Raw genomic sequence first — 15,917 nt, 5'->3', positions numbered from 1 at the left:
ACAAATAAATCAGCTTTCTGCATCTCATGATGTTCCCTTCTGTTATTAATAATAATGGACTCCTAGTCTCTATCAATTCGATTTTCATATGACATAACCCTTATTTTAATTCAGTCTTTCCAGTACCATCCGTTTTAATTTTGTATATTTTATATTTATAATTCATGCTCTTAAAATCCGTGTAATAAACTTTATAATAAATCCAGCTTCCTGCAATATTTATTTCAGGGTCTATAGAGTCATTGCTGACCTTCATATTGTTTGATCCATCCGTTTTCATTTTGTATAGTTTGCCCGAATCACTACCATTGGAATAATAAATCCAGTCGCCCACGACATTAATACCAGCTGTTTCATCGCTCAACTTAGTTTTTTCTGTTCCATCTGTTTTTATCTTGTATATTCCGTCTAGCCCAGACGGTTCATATGAAGCACTGCAATAATATATCCAATCCCCTGAAACATTTATACAGCCCGAACCCTCATCACTTATTTTGGTTTTTTCCGAGCCGTCCAGTTTCATTTTGTACAGATTGCGCCCCCCATTATTGATGTCTTCTTTATTTATTCCATCTCTATAATAAATCCAGTCTCCCTGTATATTCATGTAGCCAATAAGATTGCTGCTTATTTTAGTTTTTTCTGAGCCGTCTGTTTTTATCTTGTATAAATTCCCAAAATACATCCCGTTAGTAAAGTAAATCCAATCCCCTGAAACATAAATGAACTCTGTATTTATTATATTAGATGTATCATTAATTGTATCATTGTACAGAATGGTTTTTTCAGTACCATCAAGCTTCATTTTGTAGATGCCTTGGCTGGTGTGATTGGTGTAATAGGTGTAATAAATCCAGTCGCCTACAACATTTATATACTTTGCCTGATCATCGCCAAGTTTGGTTGTTTCTGTACCATCCATTTTCACCTTATATATGCCACTGTTGCTGCTATAATAAATCCATTTCCCCTGCTGTGCGGCATATCCGCCATTAACAATATTTGCATTTGTATTCCCGATTGTGTTTAAGGCTGGAGTGCTATTTGTATTATTACTTGTATCGCTGCCGGTGTTACTACTTGTGTTATCAGCACTGCATCCGACATTGATTGTTAATAAAAAGGAGCAAACAAACAATAGGCTCATGATTTTTTTCATTTCATTCTCCTCCTCTATTCTCTGGATTTTTATTAAACCTCTGCAATTTTCATCACTATTCTAGAATTTACAGCACGCGCGCCTCTGTTGAACCCGTTTATATTTTCAACCAATTCTTAAATGCGCTCGTGTATTTCATCTGATTTATTAATCCGGTTTGTATGTTTCATTGCGCTCATAACAGAAATCGTTCACTGCTTCACAAGTTTATTATACGGCGCATATTTTTCATTGTAAAAATATCCCCCTCATCAGCAAACATGACATTTGCGTTAAAACCGCAGATGATCCGGAAAACAAAAAAAGCGGAAAGCCCGTTATTATAGGCTTCCGCTCAAACGATTAACTTTTTAAATCATTATATCTTTATATTTTATCATTTCATTATAGTACTTGTCGTCTGACCACTAAGCTCACAGTTAACGTCTCCTATTACCACACTATCGACAACAAAAATGAAAGTTCGTTGTCCAGTCGACTGTATTAATTTTTCGGATGTGAATGATACAGTCCCGGTTTTTCCAGTTTTTCCGGAATTAATCCCTGTTGTTGCATCTTCCCAGTGGCCGGTGACAGTTGCATCAGCTACTGGTGCACCCGATTCCATGACCTTCACTTTGGCTGTAGCCCACACATAATTTATTTTGCTTATTTTTCTGGTTGTCGCGCTCATCTGGACAACGAGATCCACATTCCTTGTAGGTACGACTGTAGATGTAACATTTATATTCACTGTTGCAGTTGCTGTTGCGCCTGCGCTGTCTTTTACTTCATACGTAAAGGTATCCGCTCCTGTGAATTCAGCGCTCGGGGTATAAGTGATGTTTGGTACTGTACCACTCACTGTTCCGTTTGCCGGACCTGCAAGTATCGTATAAGTCAGCGGGTCACCTTCTGGATCTGTAGCGTTAAGTGTGATAGCTATAGAGTTGTTTTGCGTTGTGTCAACAGCCTGGTCATACGCGATAGGGGGATTATTTGTAGCAGGCACAATCCCCAACGCTGAAGAAGCGTCTACCAATCCGTAACCATATAGGTTGTCCTTACCAGCAGTCCCCAAGTCCAGGGCGGTCTCATTCATTTTATTGCGGACTTCCTCCGCAGTATAGCTCGGATTAGATGCCATCAGCAACGCCGCGACACCTGCAACATGTGGCGAAGCCATTGATGTTCCGCTTGCTTCTATGAAGTACTCGCCTGGGTAACCTACAAACGAAAACGGCTGTGGGCCCCCTATGTTGGCACTGTCTTTCCATGTCGACAGAACGGATACCCCAGGCGCAGCTATTTCAACGGCTGATCCCGTACTGGAAAAACTGGCCCTCTGATTGTTTTTGTCGACAGCTGCTACAGCTACTACCGATTCGTACCTAGCAGGATAACTGACATTATTACCATTGCCAGCAGCACTCCCGTCGTTTCCTGCAGAGCCTATGTTCAGAACCCCGGACTTAGCCAACGCATCAAAAGCTGCTCCAAGCTGTGATGAATATGATCCTGTGCCATAACTATTATTTGTGATGCGTATGGGAGAATTAGGATGTGCGGCATTATAATTCTGAATCCACTGCAAAGCTTCAATGATTCTGCTTGAAGTGCCTCCCCCATTGTCATCCAGAACTCTGAGTGCTACTATCTGTGCGTTGGGCGCAACGCCGACAACCCCAAATCCATTGCTTGCTGCAGCAATTATGCCTGCTACATGGGTGCCGTGCCCATAAACATCCTCTGGGAAGGAATCATCCGAAACAAAATCGTATCCTAATTCATTTGCGTAAAAGTCAAAGTTATCTCGAAGGTCAAAGTGATTGAAATTCACTCCGGAGTCCAAAACGGCAACCTTGACTCCCTCGCCAGAATAACCAGCTGCAAGAGCTGTATCGGCGTTAATATGATCTACACCCCAACTATTGCCAAGCTCGTTTTCTGACGAGTATTCAAGAGCTTGTACAGCGTAATCCAATTCGACTACTTCCACTTGAGGATTTTTCTTAAGCGCTTCGATGGCTTTTGATGGCAGTTTTCCGGAAATCGCAGGAATAATGGTGAAGACATTTTTGACGTCACCACCCATGCCCTTGAATGCATTCAATTCCGCCTGACCCGGTTTGTCCTTAAATCTTACAATAACATCCTCAAAATCGGCCGAGTTATGCGAGGTTGCTGCTGTCTGGGCTGGCGATTGGGATGCCATTGCCTCAGTGGTTATTGATGTATAGCTAAAAATGAACAAAAATGTTAATACAACTGCATAAAATCTTTTCAAAAACATATTATTTCCCCTTTCTTTCTATCATAAATCGACCATGGATGGTCGGTCACGCTACGAATTAAGAAATTCTGAATAGAGCTATACCTAACTGAGGTCTCAGCGATTCAAACATTTGATTTTCAGTACAATATTCTTAGATTGTATACCTTTACATTGATGATTTACAAGAAGAAGTTTCTTTATATCCAGACTATCTTTTCAATATTTCTAAAATGATTGAGTATTCAAGTCAACAACTGGTGGCTAAGGCCATAAACTTGTCTTTACATCCGTGAAAAGATAGTGCTTTCAAGGCTAATCTCTTGACTAGTCACAACCTCGGTAATAATATGAAGTAGAATCCTGTTAAATTATATTGATTTTTGATAGTACAGATTTCTGTAAAGTTTTACATTTTTTATAGCTGACAAATGAAAGAAGGTATTTTAATGAATGAGACAGAATTGTCAGAAAAAGGTTACCGGAAATACGAAGGTACGGATGTCGATGTATTCTTCAACACAAACATTTGTGCACATGCCGGAAATTGCGTCAGAGGGAATCCTGACATTTTCGATACCAAACGCCGTCCTTGGATCCTGCCGGATAACGGTTCCAGTGATGAGGTCGTCCGCGTCATCGATACTTGCCCAAGCGGAGCTTTGAAATATATCAAAAGATAAAAAGGGGAACATACTATGATATTTGATATTGGTGAATCACGTTTCTATAAAAATGACGATAACGAAAATTTAATCGGCGAAATCACTTATTCAGTTGCAGGCAGCAGCATGATCATCATCGACCATACCTTTGTGCATGACGACTACCGCGGTCAGGGAATTGCCGCGCAACTTGTCGATCGCGTGGTGGAAATGGCCAGGGATGAAAACAAGAAAATCATCCCTCTTTGCCCTTTCGCTAAGGGTATGTTCGAAAGAAATACCACACTTTATGCCGATGTAATGAGATAAGATTTTCCCCTCGCTCAATCTAAAAAATCTGCTACAAGGATGGATTCGGTTTCTATGAAGCCGCTATCCCTCAGGAAGATCGATGGGAAAATTGAAGACCGCATAAAAGCGGAACTACTGTTTCAACATACACAGTAGTTCCGCTTTTAATTTAGGTTCTGTCTGATTATCATTTTTCCATTAGATACAATCATAGTCTTGTACCACCAAAACGAATCTTTTTTACAGCGCTTATTCGTTCCGATGCCTAATTCTTTTTCTGTTTTGTGTTCCACCTAATTTGTCATATGCCTAGTCTTGGAGTCTGTTGTTCGCTAATGGTCCCGGCCAATACTGTAGTTTAATAAATGCTTCAAAAATGAGCTGTTGCGCGGTACTTCCTGTAAAGTTTCCATTGCAAGGCAATAATGTTCCCACATCATTTTTCGGGCCTCCGCTGCACCGAGGATGGACACAAACGTTGCATTGTTGTTCTCAGCATCTTTTCCGGTTGCTTTCCCGATCAGTTCAAGCTCCCCCTCCACATCCAGCAAATCATCCTTAATCTGAAAGGCTATCCCAAAATGCCGAGAAAATTTCTTCAAGGCTGTCATTTCTTCCTCTTTTGCATGGGCGAGAATGGCAGGCATCACTACGGAAGCTTCGAATCCAATAGCCGTTTTGTAGAAGCAGATCATGTTCAGTTGCTCCAGCGTTAACTGTTTCCCTCTAGCTTTCAGATCCATCACTTGTCCCTTGCACATATCCGCGGTCACTTGCGTTGTGTATTGAATCAAGCGCAGGACTGTTTCCGATTCGAACGCAACAAGCTTCGTCTGTTCCTCAATGGCTTTTTGGCTCAAAAAGAGGCCGGTCAACTCGGCTGTGGCTGTGTCATACGCCTGATGGACGGTTGGCACACCTCTGCGGATAGCCGCATTATCCTGGGCGGGCAGATCATCAAAAATGAGCGATGAGGTATGCATATATTCCAGTGATTTTATGAGTGGTAGGATGGCTGGACTTTTTAATCCATATCCGTCAACAGCCATCATCCACGCCACAATTGGACGGAGTCTTTTGCCACCGTTGTTTAGGCTGTAATTGGCTGCGTCGATGATGGACTCATCCAAGAAAGGTACATTGTCACCTTTAGCTATAAGCAAGCTGGCATTGATTTGCTGCCGCACGCTTTCAACCTTATCTGAAAATTCCGCTTGCTCTGCGTCTTCCTTTTCCAAATTTAGAATCAACTGATCCCGTATCAATTTATCGATGAAATCCACATCATCGGCTTTGCGGACCAACGTTTGGATCACATCATTGAGCGTCGGCATGCCCGCAGTGAAAACAGCCATCACATCATTGTATTTTTCCGTTCCCAACTTTTCCTTCAAGCGCTTCAAGCCATTGATTGCCCGATCCAACAGCACTTCCTGGGCCTTGGCTTCTGAAGCATAGACGTTGTGGATCAAATTGGAAACGACCGTCCAATATAATTCGAAAGGATTAATCAAATCCGGCCGCTGATCGTGATGGGCCAAATAATAGGTATACGGTGTTACGGCACCTTCGTCCCTGTCGCTGAACATATCGCTCAAATCGTCCGCAAGCTGGTTATAGATGCCGTAATAGAAAGTGCGCTTGGACAAACCCTCATCATTGATGGCACCGCTGATGGTGTGGACAATCAAGCGCGACGAGGCCGATTTCAAGATAACCGGTATATACAGTTCTTCATTTGTGTAGTCGCCATTGGATAGATCCTTGGCGCGATCCACTTCCTGGGAACGAAAAAATACATAGGCCTGCTCCAAAAAATCGTTTCTTGACGCTTCCGGTTGGTGGTCCCGGATATACTCGAACGCATCCTTCAATTCCGCATGGACATAACCGATCAAATCAGCATGCTCTCCCGCCCATTCTCCCAGTTCCGGTACAGACCCTGTCGTCAGCGTGGTGCCTATCAAGTCGGAATAGCACGCTTCCTCTTCAACGGATAAGACTTTGGCATCGAGCAGATCATCGATGAAGGGATACGTCAGCCCGTAAGCATAGCCCAGCCGAATGGCCACATCAAGCTTTTGCGCACGTTCTTCAGTCGTTATTTCGGTCCCTATGCCTTCCAGCTCGTTTATCAGGACCCCGACAATGATTTTGAGCAGTTTCCGTTGCGTTGATACCGCATCCAGCTTTTTTGGAAGGTTGGGTGTGATGCTTTTTAATTTTCCCATTAGCCAAATCATGGTCGCTTCAATATGATACTCCTGAGCCAACCGATACAATCGGTCCATGCCAAGCCAATCCATTTCTGCCCCTTGCTTCGTTGCGGTGGCCTCTTGCAGTTGCTTCCTTAACCTTTCCACCGTTTGCTGAACACTGGACTGGACGTCAGCCTCAACCAAAGATTTGCCCATGTCCCGCATATAAATATAGGCGATGCTGCGATCCAAGTAATCATCTAGTTTTCCTGTGTAGTCCAACCACTTGATATACTCACGATAATTCTTTGATTTGGGCTTCTTCTTGCCGCGCGAAAAAAAGGCTGATAGGGAATGATGATGAATATGCTTCTCTTTCCAGCTCTCCATATCTTTTGTCAGCGGAGTCAGATAGCTCTTTTGTTCGACTTGATCATAAAGCGATTGAAAATAATCTGCTGCTTGCTGCTCGGCACGCGCGTAACAAGCAGCGGGATTTATTGCCAGCTCCTTATTCATAGACACCTCTCCTCCAGCTCAATTTCGTAATATTACGAAAGAAATAAATATTATTATATCACTTCTTTTTCTTTGTGAAAAAAAGAATTTCGGGAATGATGCATACTGCTGCAACGATTCAAATCCCAGCAGATTGAAAAGTTTCATCTTTTTATAACGAGGTAATGTTTCTCGTCATAATAATTCGGGAACGCAGATCGACATTCCAGCTATAGCTCTAAAAAAACTCTTGAAGAGAAGTTTCTCTTCAAGAGTTTGTGAATGATTGATTCCAATAGCTGTCAGTTCTTAATACTCGCCGTCATATCCAGGATGTCTATCGGATTATTTGTGCTATCGATCCGATAAACGACTTCATTTTTCTGCCACATAATCATCGTTTCCATTTGCGAAGGGTTGGTAACATCGACTCGGATACGCCCCGTATCATTTGGGGGCGGCAAAAAGACGGTTTCTAATTCATTTACACTATTTTTTGCCAAATCGATACCCATTTGGTTTCCGATAGGATACAGCACTTCCAATAACCAGTTGCCTTCATTCCATCCCAGCAACGTTTTGCCCATTCCCGAATTTTGATAGCCGGCTATTCCATACCCCAAATCGATAGTGGGAGCATCTGGAGAAAATCCCTCAGCGGCATCGTGGTGGTCAATAGCTTTCGCTGCAGCTGCTTTATCGACATAAACAATGGCTTCAAAAGTAGCTATTTGGCGGGCTATATCCTGATTATGCAACGCCGAATCATTTATCGGAACAGGCTCCTTTGTTTCGTAGAAAGTAACAAAATAGCCATATTCCGTCCTTTCGGTAGCAGCACTAGCAGAGGTATAACCCGCCTCCAGGGGAATCATGGATGGCAAATTATCCGGACTCTCACCCAAAACAGTTGCTATTTGATGCAACATTGCTCCGGTTGTCTGCACCGTTTTCGCTCCCTGTGAGATAATAATTTTTTGACCAATCAAAATCAGATTAGGATTAACGATGCTATTATCTTTCACAAGCTGTTGAACGGTCACCTCATATCTGAGGGCAATGCCATATAGCGTATCTCCTGCTTTGACTATATAGGTATCATCAATCGGCGATAATGCAGTTGACGTTTTGCTGACTGGGACTATAATCTGCTGCCCGCTAAAAATCAAGTTTGGATTAGCAATATTGTTGGACGCCACTAGCTGTTGAACGGTCACACCATATCTGAGGGCAATTCCATATAGCGTATCTCCTGCTTTGACTATGTATGCTATATTTCCTTGGACTGCCATCTGTGAATCAGCGGCAATGGCGTTTGTCGAAAAAATGCCGAAAAGAAACAACACTGAAAAAAGAACAGCAACAGCCGATTTGCGCATTCCTTGTATATAAACGAGCATAATCCTCACCCTCTTTTTCCGAACCTATCAGTACTGACACTGGTCAGGGAGAAATGTAATAGGAAATTGTATTGGCATCAAGAAACTCGCTCTATTGTTCTACAACTGTATTGTACTGCTTCTATATTAGTTAATCAAAAAAAGCGTTTGGATCTTCATCCGTTTGAAACCTTGACTGATCTGGAAGGCAAAAAGAATAGGCCAAGATCCAATTTGGAATCTGGGCCTATCTTATTTTCTGATGATTCATGGATAAAACATATATTTCAAATTGGGATTTTTTCAGGAATCACACTGTCCCTGATAGAGATCCTTATTTATGCTTGTATATCAAATCCAGCTAAGGGTTATTTAATACGATGGAACGCGCGATTCTTCAACTCTAAGGAAATATCGCATTGGTCCGAAAGTTCTTTTTCATGAGTGACGATGATGACACATTTGTTCTCATTGTGTGCCAAATCTTTGAACAAGCTGATGATTTCCTTCGTTGTCTCTTCATCCAAGTTACCGGTTGGTTCATCGGCAACAATCAAATCACGGTCGCAGCACATAGATCTGACGATAGCAATACGCTGCTGCTGACCGCCGGATAACAATTTGATGTTTTTATTAGCTAATTCTTCAGCAATGCCTACTTTATCCAGCATTTTTAAAATGTAGTCTTTTTTGTCTTTCACTGTTGAACCTGTGATTTCCATGGCTGTTTGGATGTTTTGCATAACAGTCATGTAAGGCAAAAGATTGTATGCTTGGAACACGATGGAAACTTTTTGGTTACGGTAATTCGTCAGCCCAATTTTGCTCAATGGTTCGCTATCGAATAAAATTTCACCCGTTGTCGGCTTGTCCAAACCGGCGATTAGAGAAAGGAATGTTGTCTTTCCGGATCCACTGGCCCCGATAATGCTGTACATTTTGCCTTTTTCAAACTGAAGATTAACGTGTTCATAAAGGGCATGCTCCGCTTTTTCGTATCTATAGCCTAAATCTTTTACTTCTAGCATTTCTTCACCTGATTTCTATAATATTCTTTTTCGCTTTAAGGATTACATGGTTAAGATTTTCTTTGGATCCAAGCGGATGACACCAACAGATGAGATGATAACAGATAGGAAGCAGATTCCCAATCCGATACCACCTAATTCAACAAGATCACTGACAGAAAGTGCGATGTGCAAGTTCTCGATTTCTTTTGCAGATGCAGAGCTTGATGCACCGAAGTTCCTGAAAGGGCCCCTGAAACCGCCCATACCACCTTCGGGGAAATTTCCACCAGGGCCGCCTTGAGCCGTCATAGAAGTTGTTTGAGCCGTTGTTTGTTGATCCAATAATTGTTGTCCTAGCACATTCCCGACATATTTTCCGCTGAAACCAGCAACTACAAGAGCCGCAACAAAAACGATAATCAGCTCAATGAAGAACTGCGCAACTAGTTTCCATCTGCTTTCACCTAATGAAAGCAAGACACCCATTTCAAATTTTCGTTCTCTGATAGACATGATGACAATCAAGGAAAGGATGATAACGCCTGCTACAGCTACCAAAATGACAATCTTTTGGGCAAAGTTAGCAACATTTTCAAGTGGCGAAATCATTTGTTCATATAAAGCAGTATCCGTTTGCAGAGAATATGTTTCTGTATCCAAGCCGGTTGCTTTAGCGGCAGTAACATAAGCATCCACATTTTGCGGGTCATCCAAGTTGATGACAACAGAGTCAACAGCATTACTGTAATCTGAACCTTTCATTTCATCAGCCAAAGTATAAGAAACATAGATTTTGTTAGATGCATTCAGGAAACTGAAATGTTCTGCCATAGGATCTGTAGTGGCAGTTGTTTTATAAACCCCTTTGATAGTTAAATTGTATGTTTTTGTACTATCGGTCGGATTAGAAATTGTGATAGTGTCTCCAGTTTTCAAGTTATTTGCATCCGCCAAGCTTGATTCAATCACTACGTTATTTGTATTCACATCATCAGCTGTGATGCCGCTCCCTTCAGTAAATGTGTTTGTGCCTGCAGTGAAATCGCTCAAGTTTTCCGTTGATAGCACACCTTCAACTGCTAGGTCACCTGCAGCTTGCATTCTCCCACCTGTTGGAATTTTACCAGATGCAGCGTCTGAGCTTGTAGAGCTTGTAGAGTTTGAACTGCTGATTGGCTTGAAGTTTTCTGCACCAGCAGAAGTTTCAGATAAATAGTTGTAACTCTTAACGTGATCCAATCCTGTAATCAGGTTCGCTTGATCCAAAGATACTGGTGTCGCTTTGAATGAGCTCGGATCGATTTTTCCGCTGCTGCCGCTTGAAGCACTGTCAGATGCTACAGCTTTTTCCATAGTTGCTTCGCGGTTGACAGATAAGGTAACGGTCCCCCCCATTGCTTGTCTTGCTTGAACCATAGATTGGTTTGAAGCGTTTTGAATGGTCAACCCAGCCAAAACAAAAATTAAAATTGCTGAGAATACTAAGAAAAGGATAAACGAATGTCCTTTTTTAGCTTTCGTACTTAACCAAGCACGTTTTATGAAATTCATGATTGCTACCTCCTAATATATTAAGCACTTTGTTATCATAGCTTATGATTATGAAAACCATGTGAATATAGTTTGATGATTCCTAATTATATTCATATGTTTCTAATAAATAATCGTCGCAAGCAAAATAACAAATCAACAATAATTTTGATTTGAAAGAACAAGAAACCTGAACAAAGCATACGAAGGATTATCCCAAAATATTCAAAAACCCCTAAAAACACGGAAAAAGTCACAGGAATATGTCCTCAACAGACTGTCCTACAACCTACTCCAACGTAGTGATTGAGGGGTATCAATCATACATTACAATCATCAAATGGTTTGTCCCCCTGGGTACAGAAATTTCAACAACTTCCGTAATAATATCTTCATTCAGTTCAGCCGGTTACCTGCCTATTGATAAAAAAGAAACTCCAGAAGAGAAAATTCATCCGAAATTTCTCCTCTGAAGTGTGTAAATTCGATTCAATTAATTTAATCGGATATGAATCATTCAGGATCGCGATTCACTAATAATTTTTTTCTTTTTCCCAGGAAACAAAGGGCAGACAGTTTTACGAAAATTCATGCAACACTAGTGCTTATACCAAACGGAATAGGTGAGCCAATAAGGTAGTAATCATGCATGTTACAATCCCCATCACGGTAGGTATTATGAAGGATACCCATGTCCATTTACTACTTTTAGTTTCTTGATAGATTGTGACTAATGTTGTAGAACATGGCCAATGGTAAATCGTAAATAGAATCATATTCGTTGCTGTTAACCACGTCCACCCATTATCTAAAAGAAGATTCTTAAATTGATCTAACGACTCAAATCTAAAGAGTGTTGATTTGCTCAAGTACCCCATTATCATAATCGGAATGACAATTTCATTCGCAGGAAACCCCAAAATGAAGGCCATCAAAATGGTTCCATCCAGACCCATTAAACGAGCAAATGGGTCAATCACATCTGTTGCCCAAGTTAATATGCTGTTGTCACCAATCATGATGTTAGCCATCATCCAAATAACTAATCCAGCTGGCGCTGCTATTGTGATAGCACGCCATAAAACAAATAAAGTTCTATCAAAAATAGAGCGAACGATAACCGAGCCAATTTGTGGCTTACGATAAGGGGGTAATTCCAGCGTGAATGATGAAGGGATTCCTTTTAAGATTGTTTTGGAGAGCAATTGAGAAATCCAAAAAGTGGTTAATACCCCTAAAATGACTGTGCCAGCCAATAGAACAGCAGAAAGCAAACCACTCCCTAAACTCACGGAACTCCCTACAAAGAACATCGTAATAATTGAAATTAAGATTGGAAAACGTCCATTACATGGAACAAAATTATTGGTAACGATAGCAATTAATTTTTCTCTTGGCGAATTGATGATTCGTGTCCCGATTACACCTGCCGCATTACAACCGAATCCCATACACATAGTCAGCGCTTGTTTCCCACAAGCCCCCGCATTTGCAAAATATTTATCTAAGTTAAAGGCTACACGTGGCAGATAGCCAAAATCTTCCAGCAGCGTAAATAATGGGAAGAAAATTGCCATTGGCGGTAACATAACTGAGATAACAGTTGATAGCACATTGTAAACCCCATCAATTAATGCCCCTCGCAGCCATTCGGGCATATGAATATAATGAGCAAATTGATTCAAATAGTCACCTATGATCGCGAATATATTAGCTAAAACATCTGATGGTGCATTGGCTCCATGGATAGTTAACCAGAAAACGATGATTAATAACAAAATCATAATCGGAATCCCTGTCGATTTTTGCGTTAAAATCATATCCAGTTTACGGTCACGACGATTGTAATCTTCATCGGTAAACACCACTGTATCTTTTGCGATAACTGTGGCGCGATCTAACAGTGCGATAGTATTTTCTTCCTGATTTCCTTTTAGACTTTCTAAAGCTTCCTTCATATAAGGATTCATTTTAATTTCCCCAGAGACAACTTTCGCTAAAGCGGACATTAAATCATCTAATCCTTCATTTTGACGTGCCGCAGTGGCAACTACAGGCACCCCCAATAAAGATTGGAGTTTCTCAATATCAATCTTTATTCCTTTTTGACGTGCTTCATCGATTAAGTTAACACAAACGACTACGTTATCTGATAGTTGCATAATTTGTAACACTAAGTTTAAACTACGTTCCAATGAGGTTGCATCACACACACAAATAGTAGCTTCTGATAGATCCGATTGAATAAATGCTTGCGCTACTTCCTCTTCTTCTGAGTTAGACGAAAGCGAATATGTCCCGGGTAAATCCACCAAGCAATAGTAGCTACCTTGATACTCCGTTGTCCCTTCCGCTAAGCCTACGGTTTTTCCAGGCCAATTGCCTGTATGTTGTTTTAAACCAGTCAACTTATTAAAAACCGTACTTTTCCCAACGTTAGGATTGCCTGCTACGGAAATCACATGGCCGTTTTTTTCATTTTGCAATACAAATTCATCCGGCATACTATCCCTCCTCTGTTTTTACCTGTATATAATTTGCATCTTCATCGCGGATTGCGATAACTGTCCCTCTTACTTCGTAGGCTTTAGGATCTTCCTTAGGGCTGATCAACACCAATTTAACTGTCTTTCCTGGATAAAAACCTAAATCCAATAATCGTTGCTGCATTTTTGGATCAGGATGGGCAACTTCCGTCACCACTGCTGACTCGTTTCTTTTTAATTTTGATAGTTCCATCAAAAAACCTCTCTTCATTTTTAGGCTACCCTGTCCGTTTTTCAGTACGGCCTTTACATGCTGGCTCTTTTTTCCTACCCTGATTCATTGAACATAAATCTTGCTTGCCGCTTTGAAGCTGATTTGGCAGGATTGCTGATTCTGCGACTCAAAGGTATCCGGGCCTTCGTACGGTTCCACGTTCGTCAACAGATAGGGCACGCTTAATTTTACGTCCTTATTGAGCAGATACGCCAATAATTCCTGATCGCCATCAACATCTTGGATGGCAAAGAGGCTTCCGACTTCAAGTTCGATTAAAGGTTTGCTTTCGGAAACTTCAATCCCGCCCCTCTTTGACGGGTATCACGCCCCCATGAGGATCATATTTAGGAAAACCTAAATAGGCATCTAAGCTATTGATCAATCGCTCCGAGGACACACGCTCCAACATTTCTGCCTCGTCATTTAACTCACCCCAGCTAAAGCCTAATTTATCAGCAAGAAAAACTTTCCATAAGCGATGTTTTCCTTATCAATTTATTAGCAATCAGTTGGCCTTTTTCGGTTATCTGTACACCCTGATAAGGAATATGACTGATTAATCCATCCTTAAGCAACTTTGCCGACATTTCAGTAAATGATGTGGCGGAAATAGATCAAGCCTTACCTATCTGTTTTTGATCATTTGCTGTTCCCCACCAAATTCCATGATAACCTTCTTTATGGGGTGTCATGCGCTATTTCCTTTTTAGGTATACCTAAACTTCATTTCATATTATACTCAAAATTTGTTATTTACAATTAAAAATACCACGGAACGATCTAAAATGATAGTTCTTATTATATTGCCCAATTGGCAATCTATTAAAAAACCTCATTTACTTGTGATACGCATGTGCGAATCGGTTTGAAAAGTCTTAATGATACGACAAAGAAACCCCAAAAGAGAAACTTCTCTTCTAGAGTTTTTGAATGCAGCTCCCTTATTTCAACAAATCAAATGCTTGATCAACACCATTTGATATTTGATCAGTTACATTTAACGGAACATCTTCTAGTCTTCTAAAGCTTAATAAGAAAAAATAAACCTGAATTATTCAAATTTATTATAAATCTTCATAATTACCTGATATTCTATGACTGTGGAGCAAAAAAATACTCCGGAAAGAATGCAGATGATCCTATTTACCGTTTCAATGGTACTCTGTCAGGGCATCATGATGTTGAAGATGACAAGCATGCATAGAGGTCTATCCATTCAAAATAGTAATAACGCAAGGAAGGTTTTCCACTGGCGTTGAAATTCTGCGGATGTAGAAAATCGAAGCCTTCGATTGAAGCGAGTACAGTAAAGGGAATAACGAAGGAGTTTTTTCATATGTATATAAGAGTAAACGATACTAATTTATGGTATGAGACAAAAGGAACAGGACAGCCGTTTATTTTATTGCACGGAAATGGCGAAAGCCGTGAAATATTCACTGTTTTGATTACTGAATTGTCAAAAAACTTTTCTGTTTACGCAATAGACAGCCGCGGCCATGGAAAAAGCAGTAAAACAAACCAATTGAGTTATGGGCTGATGATGGAAGATGTCGCTTCATTCATCACAGAATTGAAATTGGAAAAACCCCTGCTCTATGGATTCAGTGATGGCGGCATCATCGGTTTGTTATTGGCATCCAAATATTCGGACATGCTGTCAAAATTAATCATCAGCGGGGCTAATACCCAGCCTAATGGCGTAAAGAAGAGCTGGGCAATGTTATCCCAACTCTATTATCTTCTTACAAGAAGCAAGAAAATGAAAATGACGTTGGAAGAACCAAACATCAGCAAAGAAGATTTGAAAAAAATACACATACCCGTACTCGTCTTGGCAGGAAAGAACGACTTAATAAAAGTAGAAGATACAAAATATATCGCCAATAATATTCCAAATTCCACCCTGACTATTTTAGACAGGGAAACCCACAGCAGCTATGTTGTGAATAGTCCAAAACTATACAAAATCATTAAGGCCTTTATTGAAAACAATCAGAGTTAGCTATTTCCCAGAAAAATTTCGTGAATGGCTCACATCATTTTTCTGAATGTGCCGGGCGCACCAAAATAGAGGGAAAACCCGCTAGGATTTCCCCTCTATTTATCGTCAACGCCATTTTACATCGTTCCAAATCCATTTAGCAAATATGGTGCTTCCATTGTTTCTATT

Annotated in this window: 11 protein-coding genes and 1 pseudogene; 3 read left to right on the top strand and 9 right to left on the bottom strand. The window is 40.8% G+C overall.

Translation table 11 applies throughout. The features are described 5' to 3' along the window. Nucleotides 1–100 precede the first annotated feature (100 nt). Both BM101_RS00655 and BM101_RS00650 read right to left on the bottom strand, forming a co-directional pair. Nucleotides 101–1,159, bottom strand: coding sequence for a DUF5050 domain-containing protein (locus tag BM101_RS00655; RefSeq protein WP_087031348.1), 1,059 nt, complete (start codon nucleotides 1,157–1,159; stop codon nucleotides 101–103). A gap of 376 nt (nucleotides 1,160–1,535) precedes the next feature. Beyond that, complete coding sequence (locus tag BM101_RS00650; protein ID WP_087031345.1) at nucleotides 1,536–3,431, bottom strand: S8 family peptidase; 1,896 nt, start codon at nucleotides 3,429–3,431, stop codon at nucleotides 1,536–1,538. Nucleotides 3,432–3,859: 428 nt separating this feature from the next. Here BM101_RS00650 and BM101_RS00645 point away from each other — a divergent pair, with 428 nt between their 5' ends. Further along, nucleotides 3,860–4,093, top strand: coding sequence for a (4Fe-4S)-binding protein (locus tag BM101_RS00645; protein WP_087031343.1), 234 nt, complete (start codon nucleotides 3,860–3,862; stop codon nucleotides 4,091–4,093). 15 nt (nucleotides 4,094–4,108) lie between these two features. Next, nucleotides 4,109–4,384 (top strand): GNAT family N-acetyltransferase, encoded by a 276-nt coding sequence (locus BM101_RS00640; protein ID WP_087031340.1) that lies wholly within the window; start codon nucleotides 4,109–4,111, stop codon nucleotides 4,382–4,384. A 314-nt stretch (nucleotides 4,385–4,698) separates the two neighbouring features. On the opposite strand, the gene BM101_RS00635 is transcribed toward BM101_RS00640, so the two are convergent. The 7 genes and pseudogenes from BM101_RS00635 to BM101_RS14510 all read right to left on the bottom strand — a co-directional run. Further along, entirely contained in the window at nucleotides 4,699–7,083 is a 2,385-nt protein-coding gene (locus BM101_RS00635) for a polyprenyl synthetase family protein (protein ID WP_087031337.1), read from the bottom strand. 281 nt (nucleotides 7,084–7,364) lie between these two features. After that, a complete protein-coding gene (locus BM101_RS00630) occupies nucleotides 7,365–8,462 on the bottom strand; it encodes a LysM peptidoglycan-binding domain-containing protein (RefSeq protein ID WP_087031334.1) in 1,098 nt (365 codons plus the stop codon). Nucleotides 8,463–8,809: 347 nt separating this feature from the next. Next, nucleotides 8,810–9,469, bottom strand: coding sequence for an ABC transporter ATP-binding protein (locus BM101_RS00625; protein WP_087031330.1), 660 nt, complete (start codon nucleotides 9,467–9,469; stop codon nucleotides 8,810–8,812). Between the two features lie 42 nt (nucleotides 9,470–9,511). Further along, nucleotides 9,512–11,002, bottom strand: coding sequence for an ABC transporter permease (locus BM101_RS00620; RefSeq protein ID WP_087031327.1), 1,491 nt, complete (start codon nucleotides 11,000–11,002; stop codon nucleotides 9,512–9,514). Nucleotides 11,003–11,586: 584 nt separating this feature from the next. After that, nucleotides 11,587–13,485, bottom strand: coding sequence for a ferrous iron transporter B (gene feoB, locus BM101_RS00615; protein WP_087031324.1), 1,899 nt, complete (start codon nucleotides 13,483–13,485; stop codon nucleotides 11,587–11,589). A gap of 1 nt (nucleotide 13,486) precedes the next feature. Continuing rightward, on the bottom strand, nucleotides 13,487–13,720 hold the full coding sequence (locus BM101_RS00610; RefSeq protein WP_218149843.1) for a FeoA family protein: 234 nt from the start codon (nucleotides 13,718–13,720) through the stop codon (nucleotides 13,487–13,489). 319 nt (nucleotides 13,721–14,039) lie between these two features. After that, nucleotides 14,040–14,216 (bottom strand): annotated as a pseudogene (locus BM101_RS14510) (iron dependent repressor, metal binding and dimerization domain protein); the annotation flags it as partial. A gap of 864 nt (nucleotides 14,217–15,080) precedes the next feature. On the opposite strand from BM101_RS14510, the gene BM101_RS00600 reads away from it, so the two are divergent. After that, the gene (locus tag BM101_RS00600) at nucleotides 15,081–15,749 is read left to right on the top strand and encodes an alpha/beta fold hydrolase (RefSeq protein WP_087031316.1); all 669 of its coding nucleotides are present in this window, start codon (nucleotides 15,081–15,083) and stop codon (nucleotides 15,747–15,749) included. Nucleotides 15,750–15,917 lie beyond the last annotated feature (168 nt).

This window comes from Trichococcus palustris (assembly GCF_900114465.1).
Taxonomy (GTDB): domain Bacteria; phylum Bacillota; class Bacilli; order Lactobacillales; family Aerococcaceae; genus Trichococcus; species Trichococcus palustris.
Note: the sequence above shows the minus strand (reverse complement) of the source record. Positions and strands in the feature narration are given on the sequence as shown.

Excerpts from the sequence above, each read along its gene's own strand:
- BM101_RS00650 (WP_087031345.1), bottom strand. The coding sequence starts at position 3,431 with ATGTTTTTGAAAAGATTTTATGCAGTTGTATTAACATTTTTGTTCATT.
- BM101_RS00625 (WP_087031330.1), bottom strand. The coding sequence starts at position 9,469 with ATGCTAGAAGTAAAAGATTTAGGCTATAGATACGAAAAAGCGGAGCAT.
- BM101_RS00635 (WP_087031337.1), bottom strand. The coding sequence starts at position 7,083 with ATGAATAAGGAGCTGGCAATAAATCCCGCTGCTTGTTACGCGCGTGCC.
- BM101_RS00645 (WP_087031343.1), top strand. The coding sequence starts at position 3,860 with ATGAATGAGACAGAATTGTCAGAAAAAGGTTACCGGAAATACGAAGGT.
- BM101_RS00655 (WP_087031348.1), bottom strand. The coding sequence starts at position 1,159 with ATGAAAAAAATCATGAGCCTATTGTTTGTTTGCTCCTTTTTATTAACA.
- BM101_RS00600 (WP_087031316.1), top strand. The coding sequence starts at position 15,081 with ATGTATATAAGAGTAAACGATACTAATTTATGGTATGAGACAAAAGGA.
- BM101_RS00630 (WP_087031334.1), bottom strand. The coding sequence starts at position 8,462 with ATGCTCGTTTATATACAAGGAATGCGCAAATCGGCTGTTGCTGTTCTT.
- BM101_RS00620 (WP_087031327.1), bottom strand. The coding sequence starts at position 11,002 with ATGAATTTCATAAAACGTGCTTGGTTAAGTACGAAAGCTAAAAAAGGA.
- BM101_RS00610 (WP_218149843.1), bottom strand. The coding sequence starts at position 13,720 with ATGGAACTATCAAAATTAAAAAGAAACGAGTCAGCAGTGGTGACGGAA.
- feoB (WP_087031324.1), bottom strand. The coding sequence starts at position 13,485 with ATGCCGGATGAATTTGTATTGCAAAATGAAAAAAACGGCCATGTGATT.
- BM101_RS00640 (WP_087031340.1), top strand. The coding sequence starts at position 4,109 with ATGATATTTGATATTGGTGAATCACGTTTCTATAAAAATGACGATAAC.